The organism is Stenotrophomonas sp. 71799_Sma (genome assembly GCF_056482505.1).
Window position 1 is genome coordinate 1,675,049 of the sequence record NZ_CM151202.1, and the last position, 16,075, is coordinate 1,691,123.

Below are 16,075 nucleotides of genomic sequence, written 5' to 3' on the forward strand. Positions count from 1 at the left end.
CGCCGCCGCATGTTGACCCTTGTCCTGGTGGTGATCCTGGCCGCGCTCGTCTTCGAGTTCATCAACGGCTTCCACGACACCGCCAACTCCATTGCCACCGTGGTGGCGACCAAGGTGCTCTCGCCCGGCTGGGCGGTGATGCTGGCCGCCTTCATGAACCTCATCGGTGCACTGACCGGTACCGCGGTGGCGCTGACCATCGCTTCGGGCCTGCTCAACACCAACGTGGTCGACGTCACCCCGCAGGTGATCCTGTGCGCCCTGCTGGGCGGCATCATCTGGAACCTGATCACCTGGTGGAAGGGCCTGCCGTCCTCGTCCTCGCACGCCCTGATCGGTGGCCTCTGCGGCGCCGGCCTGGCCGCTGCCCACAACAACTGGGACGCCCTGATCTGGTCCGAGCGCCTGGGCAGCTGGGCGCAGAACAAGGGCCTGCTGTGGAAGGTGTTCGTGCCGATGATCACCTCGCCGATCGCCGGCTTCCTGCTCGGCATCGTGGTGATGGTGCTGCTGTGGGGCCTGATCGCCGGGCTGGCCAGGATCGGTGGCGCCATCGGTCGTCTGGCCCGCCCGCGCATCGTCAACGCCTTCTTCGGCAAGGCGCAGATCGCCTCGGCGGCCTACATGGGCTTCGCCCACGGCCACAACGACGCGCAGAAGACCATGGGCATCATCGCCATGACACTGATCGGTGCCGAGGCCACCGGTGCGCTGGATGACCTGCCGTCGTGGCTGGCCTTCATGCACCCGGACGCCAGCGCCGGTGACGGCATCGCGATGTGGATCGTGCTGACCTGTGCGGTGGTGATGGCGGCCGGTACTGCCTCGGGCGGCTGGAAGATCATCAAGACCCTGGGTCACAAGATGGTCAAGCTGCACCCGATCCACGGCTTCGCCGCGGAGACCAGCTCGGCCACCATCCTGACCCTGGCCGCCCACTTCGGCATGCCAGTCTCGACCACGCACAGCATCTCCACCGCGATCATGGGCGTCGGCTTCGCCAAGAACCCGCGCTCGCTGAAGTTCGGCGTCATCGAACGCATCGTCTGGGCCTGGATCCTGACAATCCCGGCCGCAGGTGGTTGTGCGTACCTGATCCTGAAGCTGTTCGAGCTGTTCGGCTGGACCTGATCGCCGCGCCAAGGTGCACACGAAAAAGCCCGCCGGATACCGGCGGGCTTTTTTCATGGGCAGAGAATTCTTCCGGACACATCGTGTCGACCAAGGTCGACACCTACCAGAGCAGAAACAGGGATCCGGCCTCGTGCCGACCAACGGTCGGCACCCACCAACAGCGCACGGAAACTGTCGAAGGCGGGGTGGGATGGGCAGGCGGGGGCGCAGAGCGCCATGGATGGCGCTCTACGAGGCACGCAGGAGCAGTTTTTGCCGTCCCCCGCCTGCCCATCCCACCCCGCCAACCCACGGAATGCCAGCTCTTGCTGTTGCAGTGGCAGTTGATCCCCAGCGGGTGCCGGGCCGCAGGCCCGGCCACCACCACCCTCAGTTACGCTGGAACAACGCCTGCACATCCCTGCGGAACGCCGCCTGGCTGTCCGCCCGGCTGTAGAACATGTGCCCGCCCGGATAGCTGCGCACCTGCACCCGGTCCGGATTGCTGCCCATCGCCGGCATCTGGTCCACCGTCAGGATCGACCCCATGAACGGGCACGACAGATCATTCCAGCCATGCACGATCAGCACCTGCAGATGCGGATCGATCGCCACCGCCTGCCGCAGCTGGGTCACCGCTCCCTGGCGCAGATCACCGTTGCGGTCCCACAACCGGTTCACCTCGTAGTTCAGCGCCTGGTAGCGGGAGTCCACCTTCCAGCCGACCACGCGCGTGACGAAGTCGACCATCGCCGTGGTGGTCGGCGCGATGATGCTGTCCAGCAGCGGATCGTTGGCGCGCTGTTCCGGATCATTCGGGAACGGATCGAACGCGGTCACGTTGGAGTCGTAGCGGCTGCCCAGCGTGCCCTTGTCGCGGAACACCTCACGCAGATAGGCCTGCGTCTCCAGTCGGCCACCGGCGCGGCGCACGAACTGCGGGTCCAGCCCGGTCAGCTCGGTCACCCGGCGCAGCATCGCCTCGGTCGCCTGCGGATCGCTGCGGCCCTTCATCAGCGCAGTGGCGTAGTCGCCCCGGGTGTATTCCACCACGTCGCGCATCGCCGCATCGGTCAGTTTGCCCTGGCGCTCCAGGTGCGCTGCAGCGATCGACGGCAGCGTCTGCATCCACGCCATCGGTGAGACATCGGCGTTGTCTTCCAGGGTCGGGCTCAGGTAGGGCGACACCAGCACCAGGCCGTTCATCGCCACGCCCAGGCGGGTCTGCAGGAAGTGGGTGATGCGCGGGCCGCGGTAGCCGCCGTAGCTCTCGCCGGTCAGGTACTTGCGTGCACCCATGCGCTGGTTGCGCAGCAGCCAGTCGTAGATCGAGCGCGACAGGTATTCGATGTCGGCGCTGGGGTTGTACAGCTGCTTCTTCGCCTCGTCATCGCCGATGCGTGCACGGCTGAAGCCAGTGCCGACCGGGTCGATGAACACCAGGTCGGTGAAGTCCAGCCAGGTGCCGGGGTTGTCGTGCAGGGTGGCCGGCGCCGATGCGCTGTCACCCTCCGAACCAAAGGTGACCACCTTGGGCCCGATCGCGCCCATGTTGAGGTAGACCGACGATGCACCCGGGCCGCCATTGAGCGCGAAGGTCACCGGCCGGTCCTTGCCCGGCATCGTGTAGGCGGTGAACACCACGTCGGCGATCACCTTGCCCTTGGCATCGCGTACCGGCAGGGTGCCGACGGTGGCGGTGTAGTCCAGGGTGCGGCCGGCCAGGCGCATGCTCTGGCGGGCCGACGCATCGGCGGGCAGCGCGGGCGCTTCGGTCTTGTCGTCTTTCGGGTCGGGCGTGGCCTCGGCGTCAGGCGCGGCCAGCACGCTGGCAGGGGCGATGAGCAGGCCGACGCAGAGCGCGGCAGTATGCAGCAGGGACTTCATGGCACCGGATTGGCAGCGGAAGGGGGTTCCGATGCTAGGCCGGTGGAGGGCATGTCGTATGTGTCCAAAGGCATGGCCGCGCGTCGAGGCCGCCACTGGCCAGATTGGGTCAAGCGGGCAGGGGTGTGCGCACGTCGTCGTCAGCCAGCAGGCCGTATACCGCCGAATCGGACAGTTCGCCCTGGATGCGCCAGCGCTGCCGCAGCACGCCCTCCAGGTGGAAGCCCAGCCGTTCAAGCACGTGTGCCGAGGGCCGGTTGCGCGGGTCGACTTCGGCTTCCACGCGATGCAGGCGCAGAGTCTGGAACAGGTAGTCCAGCAGATGCTGCAGCGCTTCGTGCATGTAGCCCTGGCCTTGCCTGTCGGGGGCCAGCAGGTAGCCGATCTCGGCACGAGCGGCATCGCGATCCAGGGCGAACACCACGCAGATGCCCAGCAACGGGCCGTCCAGCGTTTCGCGCACGGCCAGCTTGAGCTGGGTGCCGGTGGCCTGTGCCGCCAGGTCATCGTCGATCTGCGCGCGCGCTTCGGCCGGTCGTGTCCACGCCGGGTGGTTCCAGAACCGCATCACGTCCGGATCGGACTGGATCGCGAACAGGGCGGCCGCATCGTCGCGGCGGATCGGGCTCAGGACCAGGCGCGCGCTGTGCAGCGGCAGGCCCGGGAACAGCAGCGAGTGGCTGGCCAATACGATGGTCCACACAGATGGACGCGCATTATGGCGCCGCCGGGTTTGCCGATGGGGGCGTAATGCCAAGGGCACATGAACCGGCATTACCGGGCGATGGGGCCAGACCCGTTTCCCTGCAGGAAACGGATCAGGCCCCGCGTCGGGTCAGACTTCCAGCGAAGCCAGATCGCCCTTGCTCTCCAGCCAGCCCTTGCGGTCGGAGGCGCGCTTCTTGGCCAGCAGCATGTCCATCAGCGAACGGGTCTGCTCGCCGTCGTCCACGGTCAGCTGCACCAGGCGACGGGTGTCGGGGTGGATGGTGGATTCACGCAGCTGTGGCGGATTCATCTCGCCCAGGCCCTTGAAGCGGGTGACGTTGATCGCGCCCTTGATCTTCTCGCGTTCGATCTTGTCCAGCATCGAGCGCTTCTCTTCTTCGTCCAGGGCATAGAACACCTGCTTGCCCACATCGATGCGGAACAGCGGTGGCATCGCCACGAACACGTGGCCGGCATCGACGAGCGCCGGGAAGTGCTTGAGGAACAGCGCGGTGAGCAGGGTGGCGATGTGCAGGCCGTCCGAGTCCGCGTCGGCCAGGATGATGACCTTGCCGTAGCGCAGGCCAGCAATGTCGTCCTTGCCGGGGTCGCAGCCGATGGCCACGGCCAGGTTGTGCACTTCTTCCGACGCCAGCACGCTGTTGGAGGACACTTCCCAGGTGTTGAGGATCTTGCCGCGCAGCGGCAGGATCGCCTGGAAGTCCTTGTCACGCGCCTGCTTGGCACTGCCGCCTGCCGAGTCACCCTCCACCAGGAACAGCTCGGTGCGCGACAGGTCCTGGCTGATGCAGTCGGCCAGCTTGCCGGGCAGGGCCGGGCCCTGGGTGACTTTCTTGCGGACGACCAGCTTTTCGGTCTTCAGGCGCGCGCTGGCGCGCTCGATGGCGATCTGTGCGATCTTCTCGCCCAGCTCCACGTTCTGGTTCAGCAGCAGGCTGAACGCATCGTGGGCGGCGCCTTCGATGAAGCCGGCGGCCTGGCGCGAGGACAGGCGTTCCTTGGTCTGGCCGCTGAACTGCGGGTCGGTCATCTTCAGCGACAGCACGAACGACACGCGGTCCCACACGTCTTCCGGGGCCAGCTTGACGCCACGCGGCAGCAGGTTGCGGAAGTCGCAGAACTCGCGCAGCGCCTCGGTCAGGCCGGTGCGCAGGCCGTTGACGTGGGTGCCGTGCTGGGCAGTGGGGATCAGGTTGACGTAGCTTTCCTGCACCAGCTCGCCTTCCGGCAGCCAGGCCACGGCCCAGTCCACGATCTCGGTGTCTTTCTTCAGGTTGCCGACGAACAGCTCGGCCGGCAGCATCTCGCGATCGCCCAGCTCCAGCTTCAGGTAATCGCGCAGGCCGTCTTCGTAGTACCAGGTATCGACTTCACCGGTGGCCTCGTCGGTCAGCTTCACGGTCAGGCCCGGGCACAGCACGGCCTTGGCGCGCAGCAGGTGCTTGAGCGCGCGCACAGCGAACTTGGGCGTGTCGAAGTACTTCGGGTCCGGCCAGAAGCGCACGCGGGTGCCGGTGTTCTTCTTGCCGACGCTGCCGACCACTTCCAGCGGGGTGGCGCGGTCGCCGTTGCGGAAGGTGATGCGGTGTTCGGCGCCTTCGCGCTTGATGTGCACTTCCACCAGGGTCGACAGCGCATTGACCACGCTGACGCCGACGCCGTGCAGGCCGCCGGAGAAGGTGTAGTTGTTGTTGCTGAACTTGCCGCCGGCATGCAGGCGGGTGAGGATCAGCTCGACGCCCGGGATCTTCTCTTCCGGATGGATGTCCACCGGCATGCCGCGGCCGTCATCGCTGACCTCCACGCTGCCGTCCTTGTACAGGGTGATCTCGATCGAGCGGGCGTGGCCGGCAAGGGCCTCGTCCACCGAGTTGTCGATCACTTCCTGCGCCAGGTGGTTCGGGCGCGCGGTGTCGGTATACATGCCGGGACGGCGCTTGACCGGGTCAAGGCCGGACAGGACTTCAATATCGGCGGCGTTATAACGGGCGTTCATCTGTCTTCGAAAGCTTGGAGCGACGGGCAAGTGTGGGGTCTGGCACGGGATTTTGCACGCCTGCGGTTCAGTCTCGGCGACGCAGAGGGGGTAAAATGGCAGCTGCTGGAATCTGAACACCGGCGACCCCCGTTGGGTCGAAACATCCAAGCCATACCGCGAGGAGGACCTCATGAAGAAGTTGCTGACCATTGCGATCCTGGCCGCTGCCGCCGTTGCAGTGCCGCTGGTGGTGGCGCAGAACGCCGGCCAGCCGGCCCCGCAGCAGGGTGACCAGGCCGACAAGGCGCAGGCCGAGGCCGATGCCAAGGCCAAGCGTCGGGCCCAGGCCAATGCCGAATTGAAGGCGCAGGGCCAGCCGGCCCCGCAGCAGGAAGAGGAAGAGGAAGCGCGCAAGAAGCGCTGATCCCGCCCCCTGCCAGGCGCCCTTGCGACAAGGGTTGCGCTCCGGAACGCCCCGCTTTGCGGGGCGTTTCTTTTTAGTGGCGTGCCATCTGCCTCTTGGGTTGGCGGCCATCAATCTGTAAACTATGGCTTTCCGGGAGTAAGTGCGTGTCCACCATTTGCGAATGGGCTGGAGCGGCCAAGCGTGGCTTCCAGCATGGCGGGTCGCAGGTGACGGTCGATTTGACCGGCACGGTCGCCCCGACCTCGCACGGTGGTCCCCGTCCGGCGCCTGCCGCCGCACGGATCAGCACCTCCCTCGCTGTCCCAGCGAACCGGAAAACCCCCTCTGAGCACCATGCCCGCCCTCCGGGTGCGCGTGGTGCTGCCGTTTTCCATTTCCAGACAGGATGCTTGCAGCCATGACTCCCTTGATTTTCGTAACCGGCGGCGTGGTGTCCTCGCTCGGCAAAGGCATTGCCGCCGCGTCGCTGGCCGCCATTCTCGAAGCCCGTGGCCTGAAGGTCACGATGATGAAGCTCGACCCGTACATCAACGTCGACCCCGGCACCATGAGCCCGTTCCAGCACGGTGAGGTCTACGTCACCGACGACGGCGCCGAGACCGACCTCGACCTGGGCCACTACGAGCGCTTCGTGCGCACCCGCCTGAGCCGCAAGAACTCGGTCACCACCGGTCGTATCTACGAGAACGTGATCCGCAAGGAACGCCGCGGCGACTACCTGGGTGCGACCGTGCAGGTCATTCCGCACATCACCGACGAGATCCGCCGCTGCATCGACGAAGCCACCGAAGGCTACGACGTGGCGCTGGTGGAGATCGGCGGTACTGTCGGCGACATCGAGTCGCTGCCGTTCCTGGAAGCGATCCGCCAGGTGCGCACCGAGCGTGGCCCGGAGAAGGCACTGTTCATGCACCTCACCCTGGTGCCGTACATCGGCGCCGCCGGTGAGCTGAAGACCAAGCCGACCCAGCACTCGGTGAAGGAACTGCGCTCGATCGGCATCCAGCCGGACGTGCTGCTGTGCCGTTCGGAACAGGCTGTGCCGGATTCGGAGCGCCGCAAGATCGCCCAGTTCACCAACGTTTCCGAGCGCGCGGTGATCAGCGTGCCGGACGTGGACGTCCTGTACCGCATTCCGTCGGGCCTGCATGCGCAGGGCCTGGACGAGATCGTGGTCAACCAGCTGAAGCTGGCCGACAAGGTCGGTCCGGTCGATCTGTCGATGTGGGAAGACGCGGTCGATGCGACCCTGCATCCGCTGGACGAAGTGACCATCGCCGTGGTCGGCAAGTACGTCGACCACCAGGATGCCTACAAGTCGGTCGGCGAAGCGCTCAAGCACGGCGGCCTGCGCCAGCGCACCAAGGTCAACCTGAAGTGGCTGGAAGCACAGGACCTGGAAGGCACCGACATGGCTGCACTGGCCGATGTCGACGGCATCCTGGTGCCGGGCGGCTTCGGTGACCGTGGTTTCGAAGGCAAGGTGCTGACCTCGAAGTTCGCCCGCGAGCAGCACGTGCCGTACTTCGGCATCTGCTACGGCATGCAGGCGGCCGTCGTCGATTACGCCCGCAACGTGGTCGGCCTGGAAGGTGCCAACAGCACCGAGAACGACCGCCAGTCGCCGAACCCGGTGATCGGCCTGATCACCGAATGGCGTACGGCAACCGGCGACGTCGAAAAGCGTGATGACAAGAGCGACCTCGGTGGCACCATGCGCCTGGGCCTGCAGGAACAGCGCCTGAAGCCGGGCACGCTGGCCCGTGAGCTGTACGGCAAGGACGTGGTTGCCGAGCGCCACCGCCACCGCTACGAGTTCAACAACCGCTACCGCACCCAGCTGGAGGATGCGGGCCTGGTGATCGCCGGCAAGTCGATGGACGACACCCTGGTGGAAGTGGTGGAGCTGCCGCGCGATGCGCACCCGTGGTTCCTGGCCTGCCAGGCGCACCCGGAATTCCTGTCCACGCCGCGTGACGGCCACCCGCTGTTCATCGGTTTCATCCGTGCCGCACGCGAGCGCAAGGCCGGCGGCAAGCTGCTGCAGGAAGCCCGCGCCTGACTTGTGATGGGGGCCGCCGGCCCCCATCTTGCACGCTTCAACCCCCAGCGCACCGGCCCGGCCGGTGCCGCGGACAACAAGGAAACGCCATGAAACTGTGTGGATTCGAGGTCGGGCTGGACCAGCCCCTGTTCCTGATCGCCGGCCCCTGCGTGATCGAGTCGATGCAGCTGCAGCTCGATACCGCCGGCAAGTTGAAGGAAGTCACCGACAAGCTCGGCGTCAACTTCATCTTCAAGTCCAGCTTCGACAAGGCCAACCGCACTTCGGGCACCGCATTCCGCGGCCCGGGCATGGAAGAGGGCCTGAAGGTCCTGGCCGAGGTCAAGAAGCAGATCGGCGTGCCGGTGCTGACCGACGTCCACGAATACACCCCGATGGACGAAGTGGCCTCGGTGGTGGACGTGCTGCAGACCCCGGCGTTCCTGGTCCGCCAGACCGACTTCATCCGCAAGGTGTGCTCGGCCGGCAAGCCGGTCAACATCAAGAAGGGCCAGTTCCTGGCGCCGTGGGACATGAAGCCGGTCGTGGAAAAGGCCAAGGCCACCGGCAACGAGCAGATCATGGTCTGCGAGCGCGGTGCCAGCTTCGGCTACAACAACCTGGTCAGCGACATGCGTTCGCTGGCGGTGATGCGCGATACCGGTTGCCCGGTGGTGTTCGACGCCACCCATTCGGTGCAGCTGCCGGGTGGGCAGGGCACCAGTTCCGGTGGCCAGCGTGAGCACGTGCCGGTGCTGGCCCGTGCCGCCGTGGCGGTGGGCATCTCCGGCCTGTTCGCCGAGACCCATCCGGACCCGTCCAAGGCGCTGTCCGATGGCCCCAATGCATGGCCGCTGGACCAGATGGAAGCGTTGCTCGAGACCCTGATGGAACTCGATGCGGTGACCAAGAAGCACGGCTTTTCGCGCTTCGCGTGAGTCGTGACCCGTGGCTGGCGCTGGAAACCCAGCGTCACCGCCGGCACTGGAAACAGTGGCCCTGGGGCGTGATCGCACTGGGTCTGGCCGTGCTGTTCACCGTGGGCATGTTCGGGCTGGTACTGATCGGCGCTGCGTCGGTGCGGCCCCCCGGTGATGGCAGCAGTGCGCTCGATCTGCGGGCGTACTTCATTGCGCTGCTGATGGCGGAGCTGCTCGGTGCGGTGGGATGCGTCGCTGCCGCTGTGCTGGCCTGGCGGCTGAATCGCGGCAAGGTCACGGCTGGCCTGGCGATCATCCTGCTCTCGCTGTGGCTGGGCGCCCTGTTCTACGGATTGCTCTGATGAATACGACCACATCGGCGCGTGGCTGGCCCTGGGGCCTGATCGCCCTGGGGCTGTCCGTGTTGACCTGGATCGCCCTGGTGGTGGGCGTGCTGGCCTTCACGTCCGGTTTCCGGCCGCCGGGGGATGGAAACAACGGCGTGCAGGCCACGCAGTGGTGGCTGCTGGGCGCGCTGGTCACGATGGTGCTGTCCTTCCTGGGCAGTCCGGTGGCGATGGTGCTGGCCTGGCGACGGCGGCGTGGCCCCATCCTGGCAGCGATTGCCGGTGCATTGCTGGTGATGCTGGTGTCGATGATCCTGATCGTGATCGGGTCCAGTTGGGGCTGAAGCCGCCCACGCCATTTGGCAAGTGGCGGGCAGCCGGGGATAATCACGCGGCATTCGTTTTGTCGCCCCCTCTCCATACAGGTAACCGGCCCGACCATGAGTACGATCCGCAGCATCCACGCCCGTGAAATCCTCGACAGCCGTGGCAACCCCACGCTGGAAGCCGAAGTCATCCTGGAGGACGGTTCGTTCGGTCGTGCCGCGGTTCCCTCCGGCGCCTCGACCGGCACCAAGGAAGCGGTCGAGCTGCGTGATGGCGACAAGACCCGTTACCTGGGCAAGGGTGTGCGCAAGGCTGTCGACAATGTCAACACCACCATCGCCAATGCGCTGAAGGGCTTCGAAGCCACCGACCAGGCCGGCCTCGACCGTCGCCTGATCGACCTCGACGGCACCGAGAACAAAGGCCGCCTCGGCGCCAACGCGCTGCTGGGAGTTTCGATGGCCGCCGCGCACGCCGCCGCTGCATCGAACAAGCAGGCGCTGTGGCAGTACCTGGCTGCCAAGACCGGCGTGACCCCGTCGCTGCCGGTGCCGATGATGAACATCATCAACGGCGGCGCGCACGCCGACAACAACGTCGACTTCCAGGAGTTCATGGTGCTGCCGGTCGGCTTCACCTCGTTCTCCGAAGCGCTGCGCGCGGGCACCGAAATCTTCCATTCGCTGAAGTCGGTGCTGAAGGGCCACGGCCTGAGCACGGCGGTCGGCGACGAAGGCGGCTTCGCACCGGACTTCCGCAGCAACGTCGAGGCGCTCGACACCATCCTCGAAGCGATCGGCAAGGCTGGCTACACCGCCGGTGAAGACGTGCTGCTGGGCCTGGACGTGGCCTCCAGCGAGTTCTTCGAAAACGGCAAGTACAACCTGGTCGGCGAGAACAAGCGCCTGACCTCCGAGCAGTTCGTCGACTTCCTCGCCGACTGGGCCGCGCAGTACCCGATCATCACGATTGAAGATGGCCTGGCCGAGAACGACTGGGCCGGCTGGAAGCTGCTGACCGACCGCATCGGCAAGAAGGTGCAGCTGGTTGGCGACGACCTGTTCGTGACCAACCCGAAGATCTTCCAGGAAGGCATCGACTCGGGCACCGCCAACGCGATCCTGATCAAGGTCAACCAGATCGGCACGCTCAGCGAAACCCTGGAAGCGATCGCGATGGCCGACCGCGCCGGCTATGCCGCCGTCGTCTCGCACCGTTCGGGCGAAACCGAAGACACCACCATTGCCGATATCTCGGTGGCCACCACCGCCACCCAGATCAAGACCGGCTCGCTGTGCCGCAGCGATCGCGTGGCCAAGTACAACCAGCTGCTGCGCATCGAGGAAGCCCTCGGCGCCGGCGCGCGTTACGCCGGTCGTGACGCGTTCGTTTCGCTGAAGCGCTGAGCCGATGCGCGACTGGCGCTGGATGCTGCTGGTGCTGGCCCTGCTGCTGGGCTGGCTGCAGTACCGCTTCTGGTTCGGTCCGGGCAACTCGGGTGAAGTGATGATGCTCGAAGCCCAGGTCGCCAACCAGGAGCGGGACAATGAGGGTCTGCAGCAGCGCAACGACGCGCTCGCTGCCGAAGTGAAGGACCTCAAGGAAGGCCAGTCCGCCATCGAGGAACGCGCGCGCAGCGAGCTGGGCATGATCAAGCCTGGCGAGAAGTTCTACCGTGTGGTCGAGGATGCGCCGGTCCACCCGGCGCAGCCTGCTGCCGGCGTCACTGCCCAGGCGGGCGAACACCCGGCAGACGTGCCATGAGCGCGGCGATCTGGGTCGTTGTTCCTGCGGCCGGCCGTGGCACCCGCTTCGGTGCACCGCTGCCCAAGCAGTACCTGCAGGCGGGCGGGCAGATCCTGCTCGCCCACACGCTGGACGCGCTGCTGGCGCACCCCGCCGTGGCCGGAACGATGGTGGTGATCGGCCAGGACGATGCCGACTGGCCGGGCTGGAATGAGTGGTCGGGCAAGCCGGTGCTGACCTGCATCGGCGGCGCGACCCGTGCCGCCTCGGTGCTGGCCGGGTTGCAGGCGCTGCCGGACACCGTGCGTGCCGATGAATTCGTGCTGGTTCACGATGCTGCACGGCCGAACCTGTCGCTGGCCGATCTCGGTCGTCTGCTTGAAGTCGGTCGTGCCGACCCGGTCGGGGCGATCCTGGCTGCGCCGGTGCGCGACACCCTCAAGCGCGCTGGCGACGACGGCGGCATCGATGGCACCGAGCCACGCGAGCGCCTGTGGCGCGCACTGACGCCGCAGCTGTTCCGCCGCCACCAGCTCAGCCGCGCGCTGTCTGACGCTGCGGCCGCCGGTGTTGACGTCACCGACGAGGCCATGGCCATGGAGCGCCAGGGCCAGCGCCCGCTGTTGGTGGAAGGCAGCGAGGACAACTTCAAGGTCACCACTCCGGCCGATCTGGACCGGTTCGAATTCGTACTTTCCCGCCGCGCCGGCTGACCGTCCGCGCGGCCCTGTTGCAAGGGTTGCATCCATGAGCACCGCACCGTTCCCGCCCGTCCGCATCGGCCAGGGCTACGACGTCCATGCCTTCGGTGAAGGCGATCACATCATGCTCGGCGGCGTGAACGTGCCGCACAGCTGCGGCGTGCTCGCGCACAGCGATGGCGACGTGATCCTGCACGCCCTGTGCGATGCGATGCTCGGTGCGCTGGCGCTGGGCGATATCGGCCAGCATTTCCCGCCGAGTGACGACCGCTGGAAGGGCGCCGACAGCAGTGATTTCGTGCGCCATTGCGACAGCCTGCTGCGCGAGCGTGGCTGGCGCGTCGGCAACACCGACATCACCGTGATCTGCGAGCGTCCGAAGGTCGGCCCGCATGCGCTGGCGATGCGTGAGCGCATCGGTGGGTTGCTGCAGTTGCCGCTGGATGCAGTCAGCGTCAAGGCCACCACGTCTGAGAAGCTGGGCTTCACCGGCCGTGGCGAAGGCATCGCCGCACAGGCGGTGGTGCTGCTGGTGGCGGCATGATCCCGCTGCCGTTGGCGTTTGGTGCACCGTTGCTGACGGCGCGCATCCGCACCACGCCGGACGATTTCCAGGTTGACGAACTGCCGGCCTTCGAGGCGACCGGTGAAGGCGAACACCTGCTGCTGCACATCCGCAAGCGTGGTGCCAACACCGTGCATGTGGCCAAGGTGCTGGCCAAGTGGGCAGGCCTGCCGGAAATGGCGGTGAGCTACGCCGGCATGAAGGATCGCCATGCGGTCACCACCCAGCGTTTCAGCGTGCACCTGCCCAAGCGCGTCGCGCCGGACCTGGCCGAGCTGGCCAGCGACGAGATCGAAGTGCTCGAAGCCACCTGGCACAACCGCAAGCTGCAGCGTGGCGCACTGGCCGGCAACCGCTTCAAGCTGGTGCTGCGCGAGGTGCAGGGTGATGCTGCAGCGATCAGCGAGCGCCTGCAGCAGATTGCCGAGCGCGGCCTGCCGAACTGGTTCGGCGAGCAGCGCTTTGGCCGCGACGGCGGCAATGTGCCGGCGGCACTGGCGATGTTCGGTGGCCGCCGCATGCGCAAGGACCAGCGTTCGCTGCTGCTCTCTGCAGCCCGTTCGGCGCTGTTCAACCGCGTGCTGGCCGCGCGCGTGGAGCAGGGCAACTGGGATCAGCCGCTCGATGGCGAAGTGTGGATGCTCGATGGCAGCCGCAGCGTGTTCGGACCCGAGCCGTACACCGAGGTGCTGGCCGAGCGACTGGCGCGTTTCGACATCCATCCCAGCGCACCGCTGTGGGGCGAAGGCGAGCTGCGCAGCGCCGACGCGGCACGTGAGCTGGAGCTGGCCGCGCTGGACGACGACGAGTCAAAGGCACTGCGGGCCGGCCTGGAAGACGCACGGCTGAAGCAGGAGCGCCGCGCGTTGCGCCTGCGCCCGGCGCTGCTGCAGCACCAGTGGCTGGCCGACGACGTGCTGGAACTGTCATTCGCGCTGCCGCCAGGCTGCTACGCCACCGCCGTACTGCACGAACTCGGCCCCGTCGAAGACGCCTCGCAGGCCTGACAGAAAAAGGGGACGGAGGGAATTAAGTCGTTTGTAGCACAAACGACTTAATTCCCTCCGTCCCCTTTTTCATCTACGGGCCAGCAGCACCAGCACCGCGCCGGTGCCGCCTTGTCCGGTCGGCGCCGAATGGAACGCCAGTACGTCGTTGCGCAGCCGCAGCAGGCGATCGACCAGATTCTTCAGCACCGGTGCACCGCCATCGGACTGCAGGCCCTTGCCGTGGATGATGCGCACGCAGCCATAGTCGTGTGCATGCGCCTCCAGCAGGAACTGGCGCAGCAGCGCCTCCGCCTGCGACGCAGTGGCGCCGTGCAGGTCCAGCTCGTCCTGCACCGAGTACTGGCCACGCTTGAGGCGCTGGAACAAGCGTGGTGGCAGGTTGTCGCGGCGATAGCTGGCCACGTCGCCGGCTTCCAGCGGCGTGCTGTCGCGCAGCAACCGGGCGAATTCGCCGGCGGCTTCGGCCTCGTCACGTTCGGCCATGCGCGCGCGCGGCTTCGGCCGCGGCGCGGCAGGCGCCGGCTCGGCATCCTTGCGCAGCGGCGTCACTTCGCCGATGGCCGCACGGAACAATGCGGCCGGATCTTCGTCTTCAGGGTGCGACATGCGCACAGGGTAAACCGCCGGCGCAGCTCTGCCTATGACGGTTCGATGTCGGTCATGACCGCCGACAGGGTAGGACCGGCGGCTCGCATGCGGCACAATAGACGATGCCCTTGCAGGGTCGACGGCTTCCGCAGGGGAGTACGGCGGTCCCGCCCACACTGCACGGTGACGGAATCGAATTCTTGGAAAATCAAGCGGTTAAATCGAAGATGCGAATCCTGGTCAGTAACGACGATGGCGTCGACGCCGCAGGCATCCGGATGCTTGCTTCGGTGCTGCGCGAGGCCGGACACGAAGTCACGGTGGTCGCGCCCGACCGTGATCGCTCCGGCGCCAGCAATTCGCTGACCCTGGACCTGCCGATCCGCCTCAAGCGCATCGACCATTACACCGTCTCGGTGGCCGGCACTCCGACCGACTGCGTGCACCTGGCGCTGACCGGGCTGCTCGAGTTCGAACCGGACATTGTCGTGTCCGGCATCAACAATGCCGCCAACCTCGGCGATGACGTGATCTACTCCGGCACCGTCTCGGCGGCGATGGAAGGTCGCTTCCTCGGGCTGCCGGCGGTGGCGGTCTCGCTGGTTACCCGCAATCACGATCCGAAACACTTCGAGACCGCCGCGCGCGCTGCCGTGGAGATCGTTGCCCGGCTCAAGGCCGATCCGTTGCCGGCTGACACCATCCTCAACGTCAACGTGCCTGATCTGCCGTGGAGCGAGGTCGAGGGCTTCGAGGTCACCCGCCTCGGCAACCGCCATCGCGCCGAAGGCTGCATCGCGCAGAAAGACCCGCGCGGCAACGAGGTGTACTGGATCGGCCCGGCTGGCCGTGAGCAGGACTCCGGCCCCGGTACCGACTTCCATGCGGTGCGCACCGGGCATATCTCGATCACCCCGATCCAGGTGGACCTGACCCGCTACCAGGCACTGGAGAAAGTGGCCAGCTGGGTCGGCGGCCTCAGTGCCGCGCTGGACCAGCCGGCATGAGTCCACGCCTGCGCCTGCAACCGGAAGCCGTCGGTATCGGCATGACCTCGCAGCGTGTGCGTGACCGCCTGGTCGACCGCCTGCGCGAAGCCGGCATCGTTGACGAGCCGACCTTGAATGCGATCCGGGTGGTGCCGCGCCATCTGTTCATCGACGAGGCGCTGGCGTCACGGGCTTACGAAGACACTGCGCTGCCGATCGGCCACGGCCAGACCATCTCGCAGCCCTGGGTGGTCGCGCGGATGACCGAGGCGGTGCTCCAGGTCGCGCCGAAGCGGGTGCTGGAAGTCGGCACCGGTTCCGGTTACCAGGCCGCCATCCTCGGTGCGCTGGGCCTGGAGGTCTACACCGTGGAGCGCATCGGCGATCTGCTGCGACAGGCCCGCAAGCGCTTCCGTGCGCTGGGAATGAACATCCGCACCAAGCATGACGACGGTCGCGTCGGCTGGGCCGAGCACGGTCCGTTCGATGCCATCGTGGTCACTGCGGCGGCGCCGGCACTGGTCGACGCCCTGATCGAGCAACTGGCCGAGGGCGGCCGCCTGGTGGCGCCGGTCGGTGGCCCCGGGGCGCAGTCGCTGGTACAGCTGGACCGCAAGGCCGACGGCAGCATCGAACAACACGTGCTGGCGCCGGTCACGTTCGTGCCGCTGCTGTCTGGCATGCTCGACTAATCCACGGAGCAG

The 16,075-nt window shown here is 66.7% G+C and carries 17 protein-coding genes; 13 read left to right on the forward strand and 4 right to left on the reverse strand.

What is annotated here, in order from left to right:
- The first annotated feature begins 9 nt into the window (after positions 1-9).
- Entirely contained in the window at positions 10-1,131 is a 1,122-nt protein-coding gene (locus ACZK4Z_RS07800; RefSeq protein WP_049421504.1) for an inorganic phosphate transporter, read from the forward strand.
- 372 nt (positions 1,132-1,503) lie between these two features.
- Here the strand turns inward: ACZK4Z_RS07800 and ACZK4Z_RS07805 are convergent, their stop codons facing one another.
- From ACZK4Z_RS07805 to parE, 3 genes are all read right to left on the reverse strand, one after another.
- Positions 1,504-3,000: a S10 family peptidase gene (locus ACZK4Z_RS07805; protein ID WP_329893765.1), complete on the reverse strand. Its 1,497-nt coding sequence runs from the start codon at positions 2,998-3,000 to the stop codon at positions 1,504-1,506.
- A gap of 109 nt (positions 3,001-3,109) precedes the next feature.
- Positions 3,110-3,688, reverse strand: a complete 579-nt coding sequence (locus ACZK4Z_RS07810) for a GNAT family N-acetyltransferase (RefSeq protein WP_049421510.1) — start codon at positions 3,686-3,688, stop codon at positions 3,110-3,112.
- Positions 3,689-3,835: 147 nt separating this feature from the next.
- Positions 3,836-5,725: a DNA topoisomerase IV subunit B gene (gene parE / locus ACZK4Z_RS07815; RefSeq protein ID WP_019338185.1), complete on the reverse strand. Its 1,890-nt coding sequence runs from the start codon at positions 5,723-5,725 to the stop codon at positions 3,836-3,838.
- A gap of 172 nt (positions 5,726-5,897) precedes the next feature.
- On the opposite strand from parE, the gene ACZK4Z_RS07820 reads away from it, so the two are divergent.
- The 10 genes from ACZK4Z_RS07820 to truD all read left to right on the forward strand — a co-directional run bounded on the left by ACZK4Z_RS07820 (position 5,898) and on the right by truD (position 13,791).
- Positions 5,898-6,131 (forward strand): hypothetical protein, encoded by a 234-nt coding sequence (locus tag ACZK4Z_RS07820; protein WP_478451319.1) that lies wholly within the window; start codon positions 5,898-5,900, stop codon positions 6,129-6,131.
- A 400-nt stretch (positions 6,132-6,531) separates the two neighbouring features.
- Positions 6,532-8,196: a CTP synthase gene (locus ACZK4Z_RS07825; protein WP_032130113.1), complete on the forward strand. Its 1,665-nt coding sequence runs from the start codon at positions 6,532-6,534 to the stop codon at positions 8,194-8,196.
- An 89-nt stretch (positions 8,197-8,285) separates the two neighbouring features.
- Positions 8,286-9,116, forward strand: coding sequence for a 3-deoxy-8-phosphooctulonate synthase (gene kdsA / locus ACZK4Z_RS07830; RefSeq protein WP_014036736.1), 831 nt, complete (start codon positions 8,286-8,288; stop codon positions 9,114-9,116).
- Positions 9,113-9,460 carry a hypothetical protein gene (locus ACZK4Z_RS07835; protein ID WP_125895670.1) on the forward strand — a complete coding sequence of 116 codons (348 nt, stop codon included), beginning with the start codon at positions 9,113-9,115 and terminating at the stop codon, positions 9,458-9,460. Before kdsA ends, ACZK4Z_RS07835 begins: the two co-directional genes overlap by 4 nt.
- The gene (locus tag ACZK4Z_RS07840) at positions 9,460-9,789 is read left to right on the forward strand and encodes a hypothetical protein (protein ID WP_049400376.1); all 330 of its coding nucleotides are present in this window, start codon (positions 9,460-9,462) and stop codon (positions 9,787-9,789) included. The genes ACZK4Z_RS07835 and ACZK4Z_RS07840 overlap by 1 nt, the downstream gene beginning before the upstream one ends.
- A gap of 96 nt (positions 9,790-9,885) precedes the next feature.
- On the forward strand, positions 9,886-11,178 hold the full coding sequence (eno, locus tag ACZK4Z_RS07845) for a phosphopyruvate hydratase (RefSeq protein WP_032130116.1): 1,293 nt from the start codon (positions 9,886-9,888) through the stop codon (positions 11,176-11,178).
- Positions 11,179-11,182: 4 nt separating this feature from the next.
- Positions 11,183-11,536 (forward strand): cell division protein FtsB, encoded by a 354-nt coding sequence (gene ftsB / locus ACZK4Z_RS07850; protein ID WP_032130117.1) that lies wholly within the window; start codon positions 11,183-11,185, stop codon positions 11,534-11,536.
- Positions 11,533-12,231 carry a 2-C-methyl-D-erythritol 4-phosphate cytidylyltransferase gene (ispD, locus tag ACZK4Z_RS07855; RefSeq protein ID WP_478451321.1) on the forward strand — a complete coding sequence of 233 codons (699 nt, stop codon included), beginning with the start codon at positions 11,533-11,535 and terminating at the stop codon, positions 12,229-12,231. Before ftsB ends, ispD begins: the two co-directional genes overlap by 4 nt.
- A 34-nt stretch (positions 12,232-12,265) precedes the next feature.
- On the forward strand, positions 12,266-12,763 hold the full coding sequence (ispF, locus tag ACZK4Z_RS07860; protein WP_005409005.1) for a 2-C-methyl-D-erythritol 2,4-cyclodiphosphate synthase: 498 nt from the start codon (positions 12,266-12,268) through the stop codon (positions 12,761-12,763).
- Positions 12,760-13,791: a tRNA pseudouridine(13) synthase TruD gene (gene truD, locus ACZK4Z_RS07865; protein WP_180837495.1), complete on the forward strand. Its 1,032-nt coding sequence runs from the start codon at positions 12,760-12,762 to the stop codon at positions 13,789-13,791. Before ispF ends, truD begins: the two co-directional genes overlap by 4 nt.
- A 69-nt stretch (positions 13,792-13,860) precedes the next feature.
- Here truD and ACZK4Z_RS07870 read toward each other — a convergent pair whose 3' ends face one another.
- Complete coding sequence (locus ACZK4Z_RS07870; protein ID WP_032130120.1) at positions 13,861-14,400, reverse strand: Smr/MutS family protein; 540 nt, start codon at positions 14,398-14,400, stop codon at positions 13,861-13,863.
- Between the two features lie 209 nt (positions 14,401-14,609).
- Here ACZK4Z_RS07870 and surE point away from each other — a divergent pair, with 209 nt between their 5' ends.
- Positions 14,610-15,389 carry a 5'/3'-nucleotidase SurE gene (gene surE, locus ACZK4Z_RS07875; RefSeq protein ID WP_478057073.1) on the forward strand — a complete coding sequence of 260 codons (780 nt, stop codon included), beginning with the start codon at positions 14,610-14,612 and terminating at the stop codon, positions 15,387-15,389.
- Positions 15,386-16,063, forward strand: a complete 678-nt coding sequence (locus ACZK4Z_RS07880; protein ID WP_010485977.1) for a protein-L-isoaspartate(D-aspartate) O-methyltransferase — start codon at positions 15,386-15,388, stop codon at positions 16,061-16,063. The genes surE and ACZK4Z_RS07880 overlap by 4 nt, the downstream gene beginning before the upstream one ends.
- Positions 16,064-16,075: the final 12 nt, after the last annotated feature.

Coding starts and splice junctions, on each gene's coding strand:
- ACZK4Z_RS07800 (WP_049421504.1), top strand. CDS start 10: ATGTTGACCCTTGTCCTGGTGGTGATCCTGGCCGCGCTCGTCTTCGAG.
- ACZK4Z_RS07805 (WP_329893765.1), bottom strand. CDS start 3,000: ATGAAGTCCCTGCTGCATACTGCCGCGCTCTGCGTCGGCCTGCTCATC.
- parE (WP_019338185.1), bottom strand. CDS start 5,725: ATGAACGCCCGTTATAACGCCGCCGATATTGAAGTCCTGTCCGGCCTT.
- ACZK4Z_RS07820 (WP_478451319.1), top strand. CDS start 5,898: ATGAAGAAGTTGCTGACCATTGCGATCCTGGCCGCTGCCGCCGTTGCA.
- ACZK4Z_RS07825 (WP_032130113.1), top strand. CDS start 6,532: ATGACTCCCTTGATTTTCGTAACCGGCGGCGTGGTGTCCTCGCTCGGC.
- kdsA (WP_014036736.1), top strand. CDS start 8,286: ATGAAACTGTGTGGATTCGAGGTCGGGCTGGACCAGCCCCTGTTCCTG.
- ACZK4Z_RS07840 (WP_049400376.1), top strand. CDS start 9,460: ATGAATACGACCACATCGGCGCGTGGCTGGCCCTGGGGCCTGATCGCC.
- eno (WP_032130116.1), top strand. CDS start 9,886: ATGAGTACGATCCGCAGCATCCACGCCCGTGAAATCCTCGACAGCCGT.
- ftsB (WP_032130117.1), top strand. CDS start 11,183: ATGCGCGACTGGCGCTGGATGCTGCTGGTGCTGGCCCTGCTGCTGGGC.
- ispD (WP_478451321.1), top strand. CDS start 11,533: ATGAGCGCGGCGATCTGGGTCGTTGTTCCTGCGGCCGGCCGTGGCACC.
- ispF (WP_005409005.1), top strand. CDS start 12,266: ATGAGCACCGCACCGTTCCCGCCCGTCCGCATCGGCCAGGGCTACGAC.
- truD (WP_180837495.1), top strand. CDS start 12,760: ATGATCCCGCTGCCGTTGGCGTTTGGTGCACCGTTGCTGACGGCGCGC.
- ACZK4Z_RS07870 (WP_032130120.1), bottom strand. CDS start 14,400: ATGTCGCACCCTGAAGACGAAGATCCGGCCGCATTGTTCCGTGCGGCC.
- surE (WP_478057073.1), top strand. CDS start 14,610: ATGCGAATCCTGGTCAGTAACGACGATGGCGTCGACGCCGCAGGCATC.
- ACZK4Z_RS07880 (WP_010485977.1), top strand. CDS start 15,386: ATGAGTCCACGCCTGCGCCTGCAACCGGAAGCCGTCGGTATCGGCATG.